Origin of the sequence: Aquimarina amphilecti, from assembly GCF_900109375.1 — a bacterium.
In the GTDB taxonomy this organism is placed as follows: Bacteria; Bacteroidota; Bacteroidia; order Flavobacteriales; family Flavobacteriaceae; genus Aquimarina; species Aquimarina amphilecti.
Map to the genome: position 1 here is coordinate 198,520 of NZ_FOAB01000002.1, position 19,614 is coordinate 218,133.

The window sequence follows — 19,614 nt, forward strand, 5'->3', positions numbered from 1 at the left end:
ACAATTATCCAAAAGTTTATGTTTTAAGGTAAACTCAGAACAGAGTATTTTAGTATCGAAAAGAAACCATATATTAGAATAAACTTTCTAATGCTCTAAAAATAATAATACGTACTTACTTTGACAAATCATACGTTTGATTCTTGCTCTAGCAATTTCTCATAATATAGGTTCTCATCTATTAATTTTTCTTGTTTCTATTACCATACTAATATGGGTAATTTTAATTAACTTTTAGCTCATATTATTTTTAATAATTAAAATAAAATCTTCTGCCGATTTCTTCCAAGTATATTTATTCGCATTTATAAAACCTTTTGACACTAAAAATTCTTTCTTAGTATTATTATTTAATACTTCAAGAATTTTATTTTTAATATCAGAAACACTTTTGGGATCACAATACTCCACAGAATCCTGATAAACTTCAGGCAATGAGGTTACATTTGAAACCAAACAAGGAGTACCGCATTTCTGTGCTTCTAAGGGAGGAATACCAAAACCTTCAAATAATGATGGATAAACAAACAATTCCGCTTTATTATAGAGTTCAACCAATTCTTTATCGTTTAAATAGCCAGCGAATTTTATCTTTTCTTTTTTTTCTAGTTCTGGAATTTTTAAATCCGAAAAGGCAGTGCCTCTTGCTCCAACTATTATCAACTTATGTGAAATGTCCAATTCATTAAAACTTTTAATTACACGTATCATGTTCTTCCTTGGATCTAGAGAAGAGACCATTAAAATTATAGGTTCTTTACTTATTTGTTTTTGTGCAAATATTGATGAAGGTGCAGCATATACAACATTAATTTTCTCAGGTAAAATGTTATAGGTCTTAATAAGATCATTTTTTACATAATTACTATCCGTGATGATATGCTTTGAATTTTTTAAACTCTTAGGTATAAACAAGTTATAAGTCAACTGAAAACTATTAGAAAACCACTCTGGATGATGCTTAAACGCAAGATCATAAACCATCATGATTTTATTTTTATACCTAATAGGACCAATTCCTGCAAAGTTAATTAACAAAGGGGTACCTCTTCTTTTTAGAAATAAAGGTAATTCTATTTGTTCCCATAATTGACCTTCTAATTTTCCAACAACAACACAGTTAAATTCTTTAAAAAGAGGATTCAATATAGCTTTTTGAGGTGCTAGAAAGACTATTTTTTTTCCTAAAATCTCATTTGGCAATAATTTACATATCTCAATCGCATACCTTTGAACACCTGTTACTTTTTGTGTTAAAAACCTCGCATTAACATAAATCATATTCCTGTTTTATTTTTATAAGACAATAAGATAAGCGAAGTAAATAAACCAAAAAATAAAACTCCGTCCGAACGGGAAATTATATTTTCTGTTAGCATAACAATACATATAATTATCAAAACATAAAATAGGTAGCTATTTCCAAGTAGTATAACCTTTCTAAAACAATAAAAAAGAAAACAACAAAAAGAAAATAATGCCACAATTCCTGAACTAATCAAAAAAAACAAATATTGATTATGCGAATTATAATCCTTCCATTGATAAATTTCAGCTCCTATTTTTTGATCATAACATTTTGATAAATTTTCTTGAACATCCCCAACCCCTAATCCAAATAACCAGTTATCCTTTGCAATGATTCCTGAACAATAATAAATCCCAACTCTTACATTCGTAGAATTGTAATTATATATATCATTCCCTTTTGTTGGAAGAATAAAAATGTTATCCAAAATTTCTACAAACCTAGTTTGCATTGGTTTTAATGTTACCAATAAAATGCAAAAACATCCAAACGAAATACCACATAACAAAAATACTTTTTTAAGATTGTAATGCCTAAATAGTATCACTGTCATGATTCCAGCAATAAAAGTTGCTATCAGAGGCATTCTGGAAGAAATTAAAAGCATCCAAAAAAACATCAAACAAATTATAAATATTCTAACAATCTTTTGCAAAACAGAATTCACGCTAAACTTCAGCTGATGATAATTAAAATAGATTACAAACGACATCCATAAACCTTGATAAATAGGATGGGAATCAACAAGTTTTGTGATAAAATTTCTTAATCTTCTTATTTTTACCTGTTGAATTTGATCCTGGTTTATATTATTTAAATGATGTAAATTATTTCTTTTAATTTCTGTTAGACTGAGATCATTTGTTAAAATATCAAAATTAAACCCTAACCATAAAATCTGATATAAAACAAAGACTAGTACTGACAAACAAAACAAATTAGCAATCCAATCAATTCTTTGTTTTGTAAAAATCTGCTTGTTTAAATAAAATATTATGGGAATCAAAACTATTGGGAACATCTGAACCAACCTTTTCACCCCATCAGAAATATTTTCAGTATACCACAAACTAAAAATTAAAAGAACAAAAGAAGTGGATAAAAAGACAATTATTGACTTATCTGTTTTATCCATTATAGTTGAAAAGGAAGAACTCTTTATCAGACATAAAATTCCTAAAAAAACCCAAACCGCAATAAGTATCGATCTAATTCCAAAAGATAATAATGGAAAAATAGATAACACGTATGAACATATTAAAAACAAACTATTTATACTAAACTCTGACTCTAATCCGAAGAGGTATTTATAGTTATTTAATTTCATAATTTTTATCATCTACCCAATACCTAAAAACCAATCCAAGACATATACTCATTACTGGCAATTCAATAACATTTGTAGTTACTCCATAACCAAACACATACATTGAAAGTATATAGAATAGTTTGTATATTTCCGTTTTTGTTACTTCCTTATTGTAAACGCCTCTTACCAAAAAACCGTATATAACAAATGCTCCTATACCAAAAATAGCTATAAGATATACAAACAAATTATCCCCTGGATGGGATAGTTCTGGTTCAAAAATGTTTTGTGGCACTCCTATACCTCCTATTCCTCTTCCTGTTAATAAATTTCCTGATTCTGAAATTAATCTATATGCTTCCGGCCAAGTACCTTCTAATCTCATTTCAAAGGACCTTAAAAATTTAACACTAGTTATATCATCAATAGAAAATGACCAAGAAAGTAAAGGAAGCGCAAGATTAATACATAATATCGTAATCAATGCAATTTTTTTTGAAGAGTCCGAAATATAATTCCAAAGTACTACTAGTAAAGAAATAATAACATATGCAATTAAAATTCCTTTAGTATCAGTAAAATAAATAGCAATCCCAGCTAATATCCAGATAAGATTAATTTTAAAATTCCTTAAGATATACATAATCCCTAGAAAAAGTATATATCCTGCTGTTTCAAATGAAGATCTTCCTAATCCAGAAAGCCTTCTTGTACCTAAAGATGTCCAAAAACGATTCCCTTCAATAGTTTTTCCATAGACCTCATACTTAAAACCTTCCCAAGGAAAAATAAAAGCAACGTTAAGTAATACACCTAAAATTCCTATAATTAATATAATCGTATAGAATTCTTTATTATTTAATATTCTTTCAAAAAAAGGATACATTACAAAACCATAAAAAAGTGGTATTAGAATATAAACTCCCATAAATACCTGAAGAATGGTTTTTGTATAAATGACACCCACAAATAACGCCAGAAAAATCATAATGGCCAATACTAGAAAAATTCTCTTGACCTTAACTTGATTCAAAAAAGATATAAAATGAATACCAACAACGATAAGCATTAATAGTTGAGAGATATAAACAATGGGGAAAAATGGGGTATTTAATAGATAATAACGAAAAACCGAATTGAAAATGCCTAATAGAAGAACTATGTAAAAAGTGACACCTTCTAGATTAAAACTAATTTTCATTAATCATCATATTATTAAACTTATCTAATACCTTTAAGTCTTGGTAAATTTACGTTTTTAAATTCTACTTAATGATTTAGAGAAAACTTTTCCCAAACCTGAAAATGTCCATCTCTCTTTACTATTCTGAAACCAAGTCCCAAAAGAATTTCTTCACATTCTTGAGCTTCTTCCTTGGTTAATATACCAGCAAACGGATGAACTTCAAAAAATATCATTTTAAATTTTTTGATTTCTTCTTTATGATTTCTAAAAAGCTCTAATTCTCCACCTTCAATATCCATTATCAAAGTGTCAAAATCAACATCATACTTTCTCCTCAATGAATCAAAAGTAGTACCTTCAATATTGACTTGTTTTCCTGTTTTTCTTTTTAAACTTCCTCCGACAATTAAATCATGAATATAAAATTGAGTTTCTTTTTCTTTTGTTACTACTAAATTTTCAATAGAAAAAAAACAGTTATTATCTTCTTTATTTTTTTGAATTAACGGTATCAAATTTGGATTCGCTTCCAAAACTATATGTTTATTCTTATCTAGAAGTATTTTATTAGTTAGGCAAGATACAAATCCTAAACATCCACCTAACTCAATAACTGTTGCCTCTGGGGGTAAATATTTAGAAAGATATTCTGCCTCTTCAGTTTCATAATTGTTAAAAACAAATCGCCCTCTAAACTTAAAATCAGTAAGTGAGAATGGTATTGTAATAGAAACTCCATTATTCTTGTACTTTTTAATAAAATACGTAAAATAAACCCCCGCTAAAATAAGTTTAGTGTTTTGAGGAAAGAGTTTTATTTTTCTTAATCCAAAAAAAACACTTTCAGGCAATAAGTTTTTTATGTTCTTTTTATTTTTTTCCATTAATTTCATTCTATTAATTTCAAAACCATTCTTTTGTAAAGAAAGATGAAATCATTTTTTTAATTCCTTATATGTTTTTACATATGCATCAATCATACACTCTAAAGAATATAACTTGTGGAAATCGTTTATATCAATATTAAAAGTATTTAACTCCTCTGGGTTTTCTAATATTGATTGTAGTAAACTTTTTAAATCCTCTTTAAAAGGATTAAATGTAAACTTTGAATTACCCGTTAATATTTCCTTTATACCACCCTTTTTGCTACCTAGCACAGGAACATTACTTAAAAGTCCTTCTAATACAACTCTTCCGAATGGTTCTTCCCATAAGGATGGTACAATTAAAACGTTTATGATGTCAAAAAAAGTATCTTGTTTCATATACCCCATAAATTCAACTTTTTCATCAGGTAAAAACGATAATAGATAGTCCTTATACGATGGATCTACATTACCTGCAATGAACAGTTTCCAGTTATCGTAATCCTTAAGTTCCTCCAAACTTCTTATTAATACTTCAATTCCTTTTGCTTTATTTATTTGTCCAATAAAACCAAATTTCAGAAAAGTATGTTTCTCAAAATCCGAATTTGATAATATCTCTTTTTTAGTATCAAATCCATTATAAATTACTTTCTTAAGCGCATATTTAAAATATCCTTTATCTATGTGATCTTCTAATATAAAATTACTAATTCCCACGACACTATCAACTAGCTGAGACTTCGCCTTCTTCATAATGGAAAAAAACAAACATTCTGCGCACTGTTTTTCGCAATTATCGTTCTTAAACTTATTGGTTTTAGGACATTGTAAGTAATAATCTCTAAGTGTATGTATTATTTTGATTTGTCTCCTTTTGGCAATATCCCAAATTGCCACAGAAAAACCAGTAAGATTATTCGTGTGAATTACATTTGGACAAAATTCATCAATAATTTTATCAATATTCTTGTCATACTTTTTATTATGAATATCCGAAAAATGCCATTTTAATTTTTTAATTTTTGAATAGTTTATTTCGTTAAAGGGCCAAAATAAGTTTTCTATTTTTAATCGATAAACCAGTACATTATTTATAATAGTTTTTTCAGTTTTTTCCCCTAAAGTCAACACCGCTACTTCTATTCCATTCTTCACCATACCTTCCGCAATAGATTGAACAGAGATTTCCGCACCACCTACTTTATAAGGTTCATATAATGTATTAACAATTAAAACTTTCAATAGAATATTCTCTTTTGTTTAAATAACGTTTTTATTCTTTTCTTAAAATGTAAAAAACACAAAAACAAAACAACAACAAAGATGATGATTTTTAAACTTAAAAAATGATACACATCAAAATATGGCATATAGCTTAAAAGTGAAACGATGTAAAACCCTAAAGGCATTAAAACCATATATAGTACAGGGTATTTTATTTGAACAAATTTATTATAAAAAAAACTAAGAGATACTGATAATAAAAACTTACTGATCAATGTGGCTACCGCTGCTCCAAAAATCCCATATCGAGGAATTAATGTGATATTTAGAACAATATTTATTGCTGCCGCTAGTATTGTAAATACGGGAATAATACGATTTCCTCGACCTTGAATATCATAAAACAAAGCGCTTGCGAAAAAGTAATACACACCATGGTATACAAATGCAAAAGAAATACAAGGTATTACTATCCAAGAAGCATGATATGCTTTTGGTGTAATTAACATAATTACTTCCTTGCTAAAAAAAGATAATCCTAAAGCGATTACACTATAAAAAACAATAAGCAACTTTGCAATTTCTGGAATTGATTTTTGGTCATTATCCTTTATTTTTTGATTGAACCAAGGGACAAATGCTTGATTTATTCCTGAAGCAATTAAAAAAACAATGCTACCAAAGTTATTTCCAATACTATAAATCCCCACTAAAGATGTATTCAACAACTTATTAATGATTATTCTATCAATAAGCATTGTCGTAACTCCTGATAAGGTATGGGGGATTAATGGAAAGGCATATTTTAAAGACTTCTTAAGTATATCAACATCAATTCCAAAGGTTATATCTTTCCTAAACCTTGATAAAGTATAGATAAAGAAAATAATATTGGTTATTGCTAAAGAACCCAAAACTCCTTTAGCTCCCATATCTAGCAAAATTACACTTGTTAATAGGAGTATAATATTTACTAAAAAAAATATTGCATTATTTTTTCCAAAACGAACGCCTTCTTGTCTAGCTTGTAATGAACTTTGATATATTGCATAACAGGGATTAAAAATTACAGATACAAGACCAAGAGCCATAAAAGGGAAAAAATCAACATTTTCTAAAAATGGTAATAACAACCATTTTCTTCCCAAAAAGATAATTCCGGTGACAACAAAACTATTGAACAAAACAAAAGTAATTATAGTTCCGAACAGTTTTTTTATCTTTTCTTGATCATCTTTAAATTCGTAATAAAACCTATTTAACGTACCGGGTAATGATAATAAATAAAATACATTCAGAAATGCATTGATTGCAATCACAATAGCTACAACTCCATAATCATATGTGGACAAATAAATTGTCAGCACAGGGATTAGAATAAAATTAATCCCTTTTTGAAATAGCATTAAAATGCTATAAATTCCAGAATTTTTAAGAAGTTTTTTTTGACTCAACTCATTAAGTATTTCATCAATAATTATTAATTAATTGAATATTTTCAGAATTTCGATTCGTTTCAAAAAGATTATTGATTTCCGATTTTCTATATAATAATTTATCCGTAGGAATAAAAAAAGATCTGAGTTTTAATTCATCCCCCAGAATAATTGATAATGTCTCAGCAACTGATGAGAAAAATAGCCCAACTTCCTCAGGAAACTGAGAAGAGAACAAAAAATGTAACTCTAATGGTAATTTATTTTTTATGATCACCCAATTAGGCATTTTTGCAACTAACTCTAAAACTTCATCAGATTCATTTCTGTGTGCATAATATTCTACTGTAATTCCTTCCGGGTATCGTTTTTTATAGTAGTCATCAATATTATTCAATAAACTAAGATAAAAATCTAACGTTAGCAATTTAGAATCTACTAGACTTTGTCCAACAAAAGCAATTTTCTTTTCAACTTTAGAATTCTTTTTACTTTTGAGACTTCTCATGTAAGAAAAAGTATTCTCTAATACGTGGACATGATTTTTCACTTCAACTTTCTTAGCATAATATGAGAAAAAAGTATATTTCTTAGATAATAGATATGGTTTCACTGAAAAAAAAGCATACAGCAATGTTTTTAGTTTAAAAGCTTTTGTGCTATAACCAAACCTGTTTAAAAAAGAGATATCATCTAACGTTCTTGTTCCATCATCAACACAAATATATTTTGTGTTATATAAGTTTGCAAAAGCAGCTTGGTATATAGATCTGAAATGACCTATAATAATATACTCGTAGTTATTATATAACTTATGTTTTTCTAAATTTTTTAAAAATAACATTCTTTCTAAGAAATTTAGATTTTTTGGTATTTTAATAATTGATAGGGCTGTCTTAATTTTTAGCTCTTCTAGTAACAATTTTACCTGTCTTTCATTAGTGATATTTCCATCACTAAAAAAAGTAATATCTGTACTTTTAATCTCTAAATGTTCTTTTGCTTCAATAGCATTAATCAACTGTAAAGGAGAAGCTATTATAAGTTTTGCCTTCATAAAAGTTTATCTAAAGAATTTTTGCTAAAACTTCTTCATAAAACTCTCTAACAACACCTTCTCCTCCTTTTCTAGATAGTTTTATAATTCCTGGAATATTCCTAATCTTCCTTAAAGCATTAGATGGACAAGCTGCTAACCCGACTGCACTCAATAATTCAAAACAATTAATATCGTCACCGATATAAGCTACATCTTCAATCGTAACACCTTCTTTTTCACATATTTCTAAAGCAGCGGATAGTTTTCCTCCATCTCGTTTTCCTTGATATAAATAATCAACTTTCAATTTATCTGCTCTTCTTTTTACCAACTCAGTATTTTCTGATGTTATAATAGCTGTTTTTACTCCGCTTTCACGGATCAATTGAAAAGCCATTCCATCATGAGTATTAAACTTCTTTAACTCGTCTCCATTCTCACTATAGTACATTCCGGCATCGGTCAATACTCCGTCTATATCAGAAATAAATAATCTAATTTTTTTCTTTGTTTGTTCAGGAAGTATATACTTTTTCATTAAAATTTCTGCCCTCTGCCAATCATCTTCTTCATCAAGTTCTACATCCGTATATTCAGGCATTAAACATATTCCTATATTACCCGAAAGTCTATTACTTGATTCTTTAATCTTTCCAACAGTATTTATATAAAAAGCCCCATTTTCCATATATATTCCTTCAAAATCTTGCCTTCTAGGTCGACTATAAGGATCATAATTTATAGGATCACCATTCCCTTTCCAAAAAAAACGTTTTGATAACACACAAGAAAGCACACTATCATACTCTTGTTTATCAAACATCTTAATTCCAGCAGTTAAATCTTTTGCTGATAACAAAGGTGATGTCGCTTGAATCAAAACAAATGCATCTTTTTTATCTAATTCTCTTACTTCTAAATACTCTAAAATTACACTCTCTGTTGACGAACTATCCTGAGCATTACTGCTATTCCTTCTATATACAGATACTTTATTAAAACCAAAAGAATTTACTTCAGTTTCTATTTGTTCGTGATCTGTGGCGATAATAACCTCATCAATTGACTTAGTTTCTACAGCGGCTTTAATAGTCCAATATACCAATGGCTTACCACAAAACTCCTTAATATTCTTTAAAGGAATGGATTTACTGCCTCCTCGAACGGGTATGAATGCAATGGTTTTCATTGTTTGCGATACTTGAGTTTGTCTCTTTGTACCTGTTCTATTTCTAGAATTTCTGTTTTTTTATAATTCAATGCCTTAAAAGTTGCGAATAAATCCCTACATAACTTTCTTAATCCTGTTGGCTCTAAAGAAGCCGCATGATCAGTACCTTTCCAGGTTCGATCTTTAGTAAAATGCCTTTCCACCCAAGTTGCTCCTAACGTATAAGCGGCATTGTCAATGGCAATACCTAAATGATGTCCAGAAAACCCAATATCTTTTACTCTGTTACCATACTCATTCTTTAATCGAGAAATTTCCAATAAACAAACATCTTCAAATGGCACCGGATATCCTGATGTACACGAGTAAATAACTAATCTGTGTTTTGCTTGATCTGTTTCTTCAAAAAAGGATATAATTTGTTTTTCTTCATCTTGGTTTGTCATACCAAATGATAAATGTACCTCTCCAGTATATTCATCTCTTAATACACGTAGCATATCAAAATGATTATTACACGCAGAAGGAACCTTTAGCAAAGATGGATTAAAAGTAATCATTTCTAGTGCGGAAGTAACATCCCAAACTGAGGTAGAATATTCTATCCCTATTTGATCGCAATAATTCTTAAGTTCTTTATGTTGTTCAACCGAAAACTCAAGAAATTCTCTATGCGCTCCATAAGTATCTCCATAGGAATTACTTGGATTGGGGTGTGGAGCATTATATTGTTGTTCGGTAAGTAACTCTCTATTATTCCTCTTTTGGAACTTAGCGACATCAGCATTACATTCTTTTGAAAGGCGTAATAGCTCTTTGGCTATATCCATATCTCCTTTATGATTGCAACCTATCTCCGCAATTACTTTCGGTTTTTTATACTCCATATTCATTATATTTAATCTATTACGTAATAGATTAATAATTATTGTTATTCTCTGTATATTATAAACAAACGAGAATTGATTTTAGATTAAAAGATCAAAAATACCTAAAATATGTTATAGATTTCTTTTAAATGAATATTTACTATGTAGTGATGAATTGTTTCTCGAGTACTTTGTTCTATGTAAAGAGTTTTTATCCGATTTGTTAATTTTTCTTTTTCATACCACCCTTCAATTTACTTACTTTTCTTTTGAACAAAATTTTCCTTTTAATATTAGTAAAACTATAGTCAAACCTATAAAAAAGATATGCCATAACAACAACAAAAGTTATAAGAAACAGCACCAAATAAAAATTGTATGAAGTACTACCTAAAATTATCATCAATATCACAAAGATCAAGTTAAAACCACCGATAATAAAGCTTGCTTGTTTATGTGATAATTTAAAAGTATCTAACAATATATGATGTGTATGGTTCCTATCTGGTGAAAAGGGGCTTTTTTTGTTAGCCACTCTTATTGTAAATACTCTTGCGGTATCAAATAACGGCACGATTAATATACTAATAGCTATCAATGGTATATTTTCTAAAAGGAATGGCAAATTATTATAGGATTCTGGAGATAATGCTAAAAACTTCAGTGTTAATGTACTTATAATAAAACCAACAATTAAAGAACCAGTATCTCCCATAAAAATCTTTTTATTAGAAGATAGGTTATAACTTAAAAAAGCAATTAAAGAGCCGTTTAGAGCTAATGAAATAAGAACATAAAAATATTCTTCTGTTAAATAAAAAATAGTCGTATAAATCATTAAAATAACAATTCCAACAATAGATGCTAGTCCATCAATACCATCAATCAAATTATAAGCATTTATAATCGTTAACATCATAAATCCACCAACCATATAATACACATACGTTGGTATTTCATATATTCCCAAAAAACCATTTAAAGTAGTAATTCTAAAGCTTTCATTACTTAAAATGAAAATAATCGCAGCAAATTGTGCGGCTAATTTAGTATATGGAGAAAGCACCAATAAATCATCCTTTAATCCAACTATAAATAAGATTGTTAAACCTGGTATAAAATAGATAGCTTCGTCATATTTATCCCAATTATGTAGAAAAAACAATGCAAAAATAAGTGTATAAAAAAAAGAAACTCCTCCTAAAGTGGGAGTTTTCTTAACATGAGAACTTCTAATATTTGGATTATCCATCAAGTTCTTATATTCTACCAAACCAATGATTTTTGGAATGGTAAAATAGGTAAGAATGTAAGCCCCAATGAAAAATAGAAATGGATAATATAGCTGCAAAAGAATTCTTTTAATTACTGTTGATATAAAGTATCAAAGATAATAATTAAGTTCGATCAAATATTAAATACTAATTAACAAAATCAATTAAATGCGTCAACGATATTATCAAAAACTTTTTTTAACTCAATTGATTCACTTTCTTTTTCAAACTTTTTATCTGTATCCGCATAATATCCAACAGGATCATGTTCTCCATTTTTAATCGCTACAAAAGCAACATTTTTTTCGAAATTCATGATCTCTTTTTTACCATTTATTGTAAAATTATCACCAATATCATATGAATATGTAAGTTCTACAAAAAGACTTTTTTCCCTATTATCAATAGTGAAAATTTTGATCTTATCAATTTTAGAATAATAGGTTTCCATTATTTTTTCAGCTATTTTTGCATCTTCTTTAGAATTAAATTCTATTAAAAAATCTCTGGACATTCTTGGAGTAACTTTTTTAATTCCTTTAATCTCTAATTCTTGCAAAAAATCACTGTGATTGCTTAGTCTCCAATAAAAAGTATTATGCTTATGAGGTTTTTGGTGTAATCCTGTACAAATAATTAACCTAACATTTAATTTTAATAATTTTCCAATTATACTATCATATTCCTTTAAAATCTCAATTAAAGGGTCCTGTTTCGTTGGGCAATACCATTCCGGATTCTTAAGCGCACCTTGATAAGCCGCAGAATTAAACATATAATGATGCTGAAAATGGGCACCTGTATTCAAAAAAAGATTAGAAAAGTCTGGTTGATGTTTCTTCCATTGTTGTATAAAAGTATCCCCTAAAAGTTTATCTAAAACAACTGCCTTAACTCCAACCCTTGACTTTATTGAGATCAACAACTTAAAATATTCAATATAAGAATAAGGTTTTACAACTTTGAGCAAGGTTCTTAATATTGCAATTATAGATTTTTTAGAAACACTTTCTTTAGCATTATCATTAACTGCCTGAGAAACCGCCCGAGAAACATCTTTCACAAAACTTTCGCCAGAAGCTTTTGTTTGTGTCCAGGGATCCGGAATAAAAAACTTAGGGTTTTTAAGCCTATTATCCGCATTAAAAGGACTAATAGCTCCTACAGTCAATCCTTTTTCCTCAGCAATTTCAAAAATTTGTTTTAAATCTTTTCTTTCTACAATATCACCTAACCTAAAAATCTTATGCTCTTTATAATCTTTACCGGTATGTATTGTTACCCATTGTATCCAGGGCTCTAACAATTCATATTCTTTTTCTGAAGTAGTTTCTATATAACCGTAATCATCAAAAACCTTTTTAAAATTAGGTAATAGGCCTTTATTTGCATAAAACCCTATATAATCAAAATTCAACTCATTCAGTCCTAGTAGGATTGTTTTTTTCTCCATAAATGATTGTATAACTCTGCAAATTTATCACATTTACACAAATATTTTATCCAATTTCCTTTATATTCTTTATAACTCTTTTGTTAATCTTGATTCTATCAAAATCAAAAAACCATCCCCATTTATTAAAGTAAGTAAATACAGACTTTATATGTTTTTTAAGAAGTAATTTATTTTTGTAAGATGCCCTTTCAAAAATATGATAAACATGAACTTTAGGGTAAAACATAGTCTTGTATTTACCATGTACTCTTCTTGTTAAATCTAAATCCTCATAATACATAAAAAAAGCTTCATCAAACCCACCAAACTCTTCTAGAACCGAAGTTTTACAAAACATAAAACAACCTGACAAGAAAGGAATATCCATAATCTTATCATAACCAGAAAATTTAACTTCATATCTATAATCCATTTTTTGTTTTATTTTATCAAAAGGTATAAATCTTCTTACAAATAGATCAATTGGAGTTGGTAATAATTTACAGGTATATTGAATATTTCCGTTAGGATAAAGAACTTTCGGCATTACTATACCTATAGAACTGTCCGATTGTGAGTAATCCAATAAACTCTCAATAACTCCTTTATCGAAATATACATCTGGATTCAAAATAAGATGATAATCCGATTTAGATAATATTGCCTTTTTTATCGCAATATTATGGCCTGCTCCAAACCCAGGGTTTGAAGGATTATGGAAATAGTTAATTCTATGATCATTTACTAATTTTTTTAGAGAATCGGACGGAGAATTATCGATCAAAAAAAGCTCTACCTTTATGCTAGTATCTAAAAAGCTATTGATAGCTTTCTGAACTACTTCAATATCATTATTGTATAGAACTATAGTACTGGTTATAAAAACTTCTTTTTTACTTTCTTTCATTTCTTCTGTTTATAAAAGTTTTAATTGCCTTATTATTTAATTATAATCAAAATAAACTTTTATTCTTACCTTTATAAAATCTCTTATTATCTCATCTTTTAGATCATCATAAATTGAACTAGATGCATAATTCACTCCCCATCTTGTCCTATCAATATCAAAATTTTCAGAAGATAGAATTAACTTACCTGCCTCTTTACTAAAAGCTATAGGAAAAGCTTCTACATAATCTTTGGTTCCCTTTAGGGTTAAATCACCTTCTAATAGGTTTTCATTATCCTCTATAAAATTATTAGTTACTTCAAAAACAGCAGTTGGATATTTTTTGGAGTTAAAAAAATGATCTTCTTTTTCTTTTGTATGACCTTTTAAATGATTTTCAAGTATTTCCTTTTCTTCCCCTTTCAAATCAGCAACAGTTATTGAATTCATGTTTAAAAAAAATTTTCCGCCAAGTATTTTCTTTTTTTTATTCAAAACTACATAACCAGAATCTATTATTATTTTACCAGAATGAGAATTTACCGATGAAGAACCTCTCCAAGCTAAGTGAGATCTCCAACTAATCAATCGTAAAGTATCAATTTCTTTGTCATCGTCGGCACTTTCTTCCTCAATTTTGTCTACTTTATCTAATTTGTTTATTTCTTTGTTTTGAGATCCATTCTTATTATTACAACCAATTATTGTAATAATTAAAAATGAGGCAACGATTAACAATTGTTTTTTCATTTTAAAAGTTTTTCTAAATTCATAATTATATTTTCTCTATTCGTATCAATTTTCAAATAATGTTGAATCTCTTTATTTCTTGAAGGGTTTAATTCTATTAAATCTTCTAAATTAAAATTTAGCTCTTCTCCATAATCAAATAAAAGTGCGCTATTCTTAATATCAAAAAAATCATCAAAATCTCCTATTCCCCTGTTTAATATGAACTTTTTATTTTTTATAACAAAATCAGCTATTTTAATAGGTGAGGTAATCACGGTAGATTTTGTTGGTTTTACAACGGAAACACATATATCCATTTTTTCCAATTCTTGGTCCAGTAAATGATATGGTACAAAATTAACAGTTAAATTATATTTAGAATTTTCATTGAATTTTTTTTCAATTAAAGCCTTATTATCATTTTTAGTTAAAATATAGATGTTTATAATATCATGATTTAGAATTTTAACCAAATGATTAAATACTCTATGAATTTCATCTATATCATGCCAATGATTTATACTCCCTGGATAGCATAAATTAATTTCGTTAGATGAATTAAAATCCAAAATCTCATTTGATTCATTTAAAGAAGAACTGTTATAACACAAAAGGTATTTGCTTTCAGTACCAGGGTAAAGTTTAATCTTTAATTTTTTTAGTTTTTTAGATTCTACAATAGTAAAAAGAGATTCGCTAATCAAAGTCCTATCGATATATCTAAGCAGTAATCTCATTTTTTTAATAAAAGGTGTTTTCTCTTCCAAACTATAAATAACTGCTCCCCTTGGATCATAAACAAATTTCACCTGTTTCTTTAATATCTTTGGTAAGAAGAAAAAAATAATTCCAGAGATAAAGCCTCTTAGATGAATTGTTACTTCATTTTTTCTGTTTTTATACAATGCTTTAAACAAGTTTTTGTAAAAAACACAATATCTAATAAAACTATTTTTAGAATTACCGTTATCAATGATATTAGCATATCTAAGGGAGTTTTCTTTTTCCTTACCACAAAAAATAAAATATTGTTCAAACAGCTTACAACCTTCATAAATATCTAATAGTTGCGAATGTAAAAAAGGATCAATAATAGAATTATTGCTAACCATAAACAAAATTTGTTTCTTCTTCATTTATTATCTTTTACTAAAATTATATCAATTCAAAATTGATATGTTTGAAATACACATACAAAAGTTTTAAATGCATAAATCCATTTAAAACCAAACTTAAAAGCAAAAACTTTAAGACAAATTTCTTTCTTCTTCCTATGAACAACTCCCTAAACAAAAACAAGAAATAAAATATAATAGGATAAAAGTATCTTCCTTGATCCCAAGTTGGCACTAAGCTTAAAAGATAAAACCATAATATAAAAAAAATCGCTATCAAATTTCCAACATCCTTTATTTCATCATATTTATAATGTCCTTTTTTTATAGTATTTATTTTTATTACCAAAAACAACATTAATAAAATAAAAATGACATATTCAATAAAAGTAGCTCTAATAGACATATTGCCCAATAAACCATAAAACGAAAAAGACAGCGTAAAAATCGATTTTATTGGTTCATAATTAAAGTTATGACTTACTATATACTTTGACAAATCATAAAATAAAATCATAGAAGAAAATAAAAAAAACCAAAATACAATCTTCAAAGTTTTTTTCTGAAAAAACCTTTTGAAAATAAAATAAAACGTAAATGCTAATATTGGCAATATTATAGATCTGTCTAATGCAAAAAAAGAAAATATCAACAATCCAATAAGAAGAGATAAACCTCTTTTCCTAACATTAAAAACTACTATACCCATAGCAATATTAAACAAGTCAGAGTTCAAACAACTTAAAAACCAAACAAATCCTGGAATGCATAAAGCTAATAAAAATAAATATCTGTTTTCTCGTTTTTGCAAGAACCACAGAAACAGTGGTATTAAAACAATTAAATTGGCCAGTCTAAAAATCAAAATATCAGACCTAGGAAAAATCGAATTATGTTGATACCTATAAACGTTTTTGAAATATTGGAAATCTGGATTTCTCCTTTCCTTAACATGCAAATAATTAAGGTTTTTATCATATTTCAAATCAAACAAATCCGCTATTTGTTTTTGGAAAACATAATATAAATCGCCATCACCAGTTTTTTTAAATACTATATCCTGATGAAAAATATTCCTCCAATGTCTGGTTTCATCAGGATTCTCTTGAGTAGGAACTAGAAAAACATACATTAAATAATATGAAACAAATACCGTAATCAGTAAGATAGACGTACTATTTATTTTAAAGCTATTCATTTTTCAAAATAAAATATAACAATCCTAAAAAGGTTGTTGTTCCAAAAATTGTAATTAAAATAATAGTAGTCATCCAATTATAATTCAAATAATCAGCTAATAAGATTGGACTTAAAACACTTATGGCATAAAGTACATTAAATTTTAAATCAAGCATTAATCTTCCTTTGGCAATAAACAATGTGTTCTGGCTAACGACAATTAATCTAATTAAAAAAAAGATTATCATTATTTTAGCCATTCTAGAACTAATAATATACGCATCACCAAATACCATTGTATACAAATAATCTGAAAATAAAATAATTACAACTAAGATTGGCAAAGACATTAGTGAAAAATATTTTACTGTAGTTCTTGAAAACTTTTTTGTTTTTTCCTCAGAACTCTCTGATGCAATTTTTTTATAATATACTTGTGAAAAAGCCATTCCAATTAAACTAGTTGGAGCGTTCAAAGTTTTTTGTACTACAGAATAAAATCCAGAAATACTACTACCAAAAACCACCTCAATTAATACAACAGGCCCTTGATTAGCAATTATATTAAACAGAGAACTCGTATTATTTATTAAAGGAAACTTTCTGTATTTCTTTAAGGTTTGTTTTATATTTTCCATAGAAAACAGAGAACCATTCAAATTACCCTTAAGTTCCAGATAATAATAAATATTTGAAAACAACAAACCAAACGGAAAAGCCACAACTATCAATATTATATTTTTATAATAATAAATAGAAAGAATTTGTATAAATGCGGTTATTGAAGAAGATACAATTTTACCTCTACTAATAGTTTTAAACTTACCAAGCCTGTTTAAGAACTGTATTTTTAGTAATGAGAGTGCTGATAAAAAAATGCTAATTGGCAATATGTATACTAAATAAACTCTATCGCTCAAAACACCTGAAATGAACAAAGAAAATGCACCAAATCCTGTACTCAAAGAAATTACTACAATTATCCAAAAAGAAGAAATAAAAACATTAAAAGCCTCTTCATTCTTTTTTGGCAACATAATAGCCATTTCCAATCTTCCTGTCCCACAAGTGCTAATAATAGTGTTTACACTCAAAAAAACCGCATATTGCCCAATAATAGAGGGTGTATAATATCTAGATAAGAAAATTAAAGAAAAAATGTTTATTAATTGAAAAAGAAAATTTCCACTAAAGAGAACTAATACATTTTTTAAAAAAGCCGAATGTAAAAATCTCATAACTTTATATTTCTGTGATTATTTGAAAGGTAGTTTAAAATAAACACAGAGTTGAATAGAGAAAAAAACAGGTTGCCATGAACCCGATTCAATACATTCTCTGTTAAACAACAAATAAAAATTAGTACAAGAAAAGAAAAATATAGATAGTCTTGGGTTTTTATAGATATAAAAACATTTTTACCGTACATATATAAAAACAGCAACAAGCAAAATATTCCTCCCGATAAGCTTAAATAAAAAAAGTAATTATGTGAATCCAATTTTCTCTTTTTAAATGCACTAGTTCTATAGTTTTTATAACATTCATTTAATTTACCTTGTACATCCCCAACACCTACGCCGGTTAACAAATTGTTTTTAAATATTTGATAATCGCAATTATATATTCCATACCTTAAACTAAGAGAAGTTGGTTTTCTTCCTTTTGGTTCTTTTAAATTCGAAATTCTCACCTCATCAAAAAATCTATATTCAATAATACCGAACCTTTTGATTGTTATGAAAGCAACAATAATGATTATCGAATAGATTACTAAATATTTGATTTTTTTAATAATACCCCCTTTATTTTTTAATAAAAAAAGCAACAATAAAAAATTCAAATTAATTGCTATAAATACAGTTCTAGCAGCAAGTAATATAACAAAAGCATAAAAAATTATAATGGATAATATATATAGCGTCTTTATAACTTTTTTATTATGATTTTTGATGTCTTTTATTAAAAAAAATATACTAAAAGCAAACCATAAGCATACATATGTAGGATGTAAATCTAAATAGGTTTTACCACTTATTATATCTCTAAAAGGAAAATCAAATAACGATCTAATATGTAAATTGTAATACGTATAAATACATATTACAATTAACAGATATACTGAAAGAACAAGACAAGATGCTACAAAAGCCTTTATTGTATTTTCAAATTTCTTTCTACTAAGTTTAGGAAAAAACAGTAGTAATGTTAAAGGAAATATCAAAAAGTTTAAGTTTTTCCTAATCTCGTTTAAAGCTGATTCTTTATTTGAAGAATAAGAAATTGTTAGGATTAATACTAGAAAAAAAGCAATACTCAAAAAAAAATATCTTATTCTATTAGATTTCAGTTTTTCTAAAACATTTTTTCCATAAAAAAGGACCGTTGATAACGCAAACAATATTGTTATAACTGATATTATACCATAAGGCATCAAAGGAAAAAATGACAATAAAACCAATAAGAAATATGGTATGTCTTTCAATTCATATTTATTCATATTCAATAAGGCTCTCTTTTTAGAAGAGTAAAACTTAAATTATAAAATTGTTAAAATAAATTATCTAGCTCATTA

The 19,614-nt window shown here is 27.5% G+C and carries 18 protein-coding genes; 1 reads left to right on the plus strand and 17 read right to left on the minus strand.

Going from position 1 to position 19,614, the window contains the following annotated elements; genetic code table 11:
* Positions 1-234: 234 nt before the first annotated feature.
* Together BMY33_RS05315 and BMY33_RS23960 are read right to left on the minus strand one after the other, a co-directional pair.
* A complete protein-coding gene (locus BMY33_RS05315; protein WP_091406416.1) occupies positions 235-1,281 on the minus strand; it encodes a glycosyltransferase family 4 protein in 1,047 nt (348 codons plus the stop codon).
* Positions 1,278-2,444: an O-antigen ligase family protein gene (locus BMY33_RS23960; protein ID WP_342028417.1), complete on the minus strand. Its 1,167-nt coding sequence runs from the start codon at positions 2,442-2,444 to the stop codon at positions 1,278-1,280. Before BMY33_RS23960 ends, BMY33_RS05315 begins: the two co-directional genes overlap by 4 nt.
* Between BMY33_RS23960 and BMY33_RS23380 the strand changes: the two genes are divergently transcribed.
* Positions 2,404-2,622, plus strand: a complete 219-nt coding sequence (locus BMY33_RS23380) for a hypothetical protein (RefSeq protein ID WP_170837010.1) — start codon at positions 2,404-2,406, stop codon at positions 2,620-2,622. The genes BMY33_RS23960 and BMY33_RS23380 overlap by 41 nt on opposite strands.
* Here BMY33_RS23380 and BMY33_RS05325 read toward each other — a convergent pair whose 3' ends face one another.
* The 15 genes from BMY33_RS05325 to BMY33_RS24000 all read right to left on the minus strand — a co-directional run bounded on the left by BMY33_RS05325 (position 2,623) and on the right by BMY33_RS24000 (position 19,539).
* On the minus strand, positions 2,623-3,819 hold the full coding sequence (locus BMY33_RS05325; RefSeq protein WP_139195593.1) for a hypothetical protein: 1,197 nt from the start codon (positions 3,817-3,819) through the stop codon (positions 2,623-2,625).
* A gap of 68 nt (positions 3,820-3,887) precedes the next feature.
* Entirely contained in the window at positions 3,888-4,688 is an 801-nt protein-coding gene (locus BMY33_RS05330; protein ID WP_170837011.1) for an FkbM family methyltransferase, read from the minus strand.
* Positions 4,689-4,739: 51 nt separating this feature from the next.
* The gene (locus BMY33_RS05335) at positions 4,740-5,918 is read right to left on the minus strand and encodes a glycosyltransferase family 4 protein (RefSeq protein ID WP_091406423.1); all 1,179 of its coding nucleotides are present in this window, start codon (positions 5,916-5,918) and stop codon (positions 4,740-4,742) included.
* Positions 5,915-7,354: a lipopolysaccharide biosynthesis protein gene (locus BMY33_RS05340; protein ID WP_280139525.1), complete on the minus strand. Its 1,440-nt coding sequence runs from the start codon at positions 7,352-7,354 to the stop codon at positions 5,915-5,917. Before BMY33_RS05340 ends, BMY33_RS05335 begins: the two co-directional genes overlap by 4 nt.
* A 16-nt stretch (positions 7,355-7,370) precedes the next feature.
* Positions 7,371-8,393: a hypothetical protein gene (locus tag BMY33_RS05345; protein ID WP_091406428.1), complete on the minus strand. Its 1,023-nt coding sequence runs from the start codon at positions 8,391-8,393 to the stop codon at positions 7,371-7,373.
* A 10-nt stretch (positions 8,394-8,403) separates the two neighbouring features.
* Complete coding sequence (locus BMY33_RS05350) at positions 8,404-9,564, minus strand: acylneuraminate cytidylyltransferase (protein WP_091406430.1); 1,161 nt, start codon at positions 9,562-9,564, stop codon at positions 8,404-8,406.
* Positions 9,561-10,433 (minus strand): N-acetylneuraminate synthase family protein, encoded by an 873-nt coding sequence (locus BMY33_RS05355; RefSeq protein ID WP_425284219.1) that lies wholly within the window; start codon positions 10,431-10,433, stop codon positions 9,561-9,563. The genes BMY33_RS05350 and BMY33_RS05355 overlap by 4 nt, the downstream gene beginning before the upstream one ends.
* A 205-nt stretch (positions 10,434-10,638) precedes the next feature.
* On the minus strand, positions 10,639-11,766 hold the full coding sequence (locus BMY33_RS05360; RefSeq protein WP_244542983.1) for an MraY family glycosyltransferase: 1,128 nt from the start codon (positions 11,764-11,766) through the stop codon (positions 10,639-10,641).
* Positions 11,767-11,849: 83 nt separating this feature from the next.
* The gene (locus BMY33_RS05365) at positions 11,850-13,142 is read right to left on the minus strand and encodes a hypothetical protein (RefSeq protein ID WP_091406434.1); all 1,293 of its coding nucleotides are present in this window, start codon (positions 13,140-13,142) and stop codon (positions 11,850-11,852) included.
* 46 nt (positions 13,143-13,188) lie between these two features.
* Positions 13,189-14,031, minus strand: a complete 843-nt coding sequence (locus tag BMY33_RS05370; RefSeq protein WP_091406436.1) for a glycosyltransferase family 2 protein — start codon at positions 14,029-14,031, stop codon at positions 13,189-13,191.
* A 36-nt stretch (positions 14,032-14,067) separates the two neighbouring features.
* Positions 14,068-14,763 (minus strand): YceI family protein, encoded by a 696-nt coding sequence (locus BMY33_RS05375; protein ID WP_091406438.1) that lies wholly within the window; start codon positions 14,761-14,763, stop codon positions 14,068-14,070.
* A complete protein-coding gene (locus BMY33_RS05380; RefSeq protein WP_139195594.1) occupies positions 14,760-15,662 on the minus strand; it encodes a glycosyltransferase family protein in 903 nt (300 codons plus the stop codon). Before BMY33_RS05380 ends, BMY33_RS05375 begins: the two co-directional genes overlap by 4 nt.
* A 238-nt stretch (positions 15,663-15,900) precedes the next feature.
* Positions 15,901-17,058, minus strand: coding sequence for a glycosyltransferase family protein (locus BMY33_RS05385; RefSeq protein ID WP_091406442.1), 1,158 nt, complete (start codon positions 17,056-17,058; stop codon positions 15,901-15,903).
* Positions 17,051-18,277 (minus strand): lipopolysaccharide biosynthesis protein, encoded by a 1,227-nt coding sequence (locus BMY33_RS05390; RefSeq protein ID WP_091406444.1) that lies wholly within the window; start codon positions 18,275-18,277, stop codon positions 17,051-17,053. The genes BMY33_RS05385 and BMY33_RS05390 overlap by 8 nt, the downstream gene beginning before the upstream one ends.
* Positions 18,274-19,539 (minus strand): O-antigen ligase family protein, encoded by a 1,266-nt coding sequence (locus BMY33_RS24000; protein ID WP_091406446.1) that lies wholly within the window; start codon positions 19,537-19,539, stop codon positions 18,274-18,276. Before BMY33_RS24000 ends, BMY33_RS05390 begins: the two co-directional genes overlap by 4 nt.
* Between the last annotated feature and the right edge of the window lie 75 nt (positions 19,540-19,614).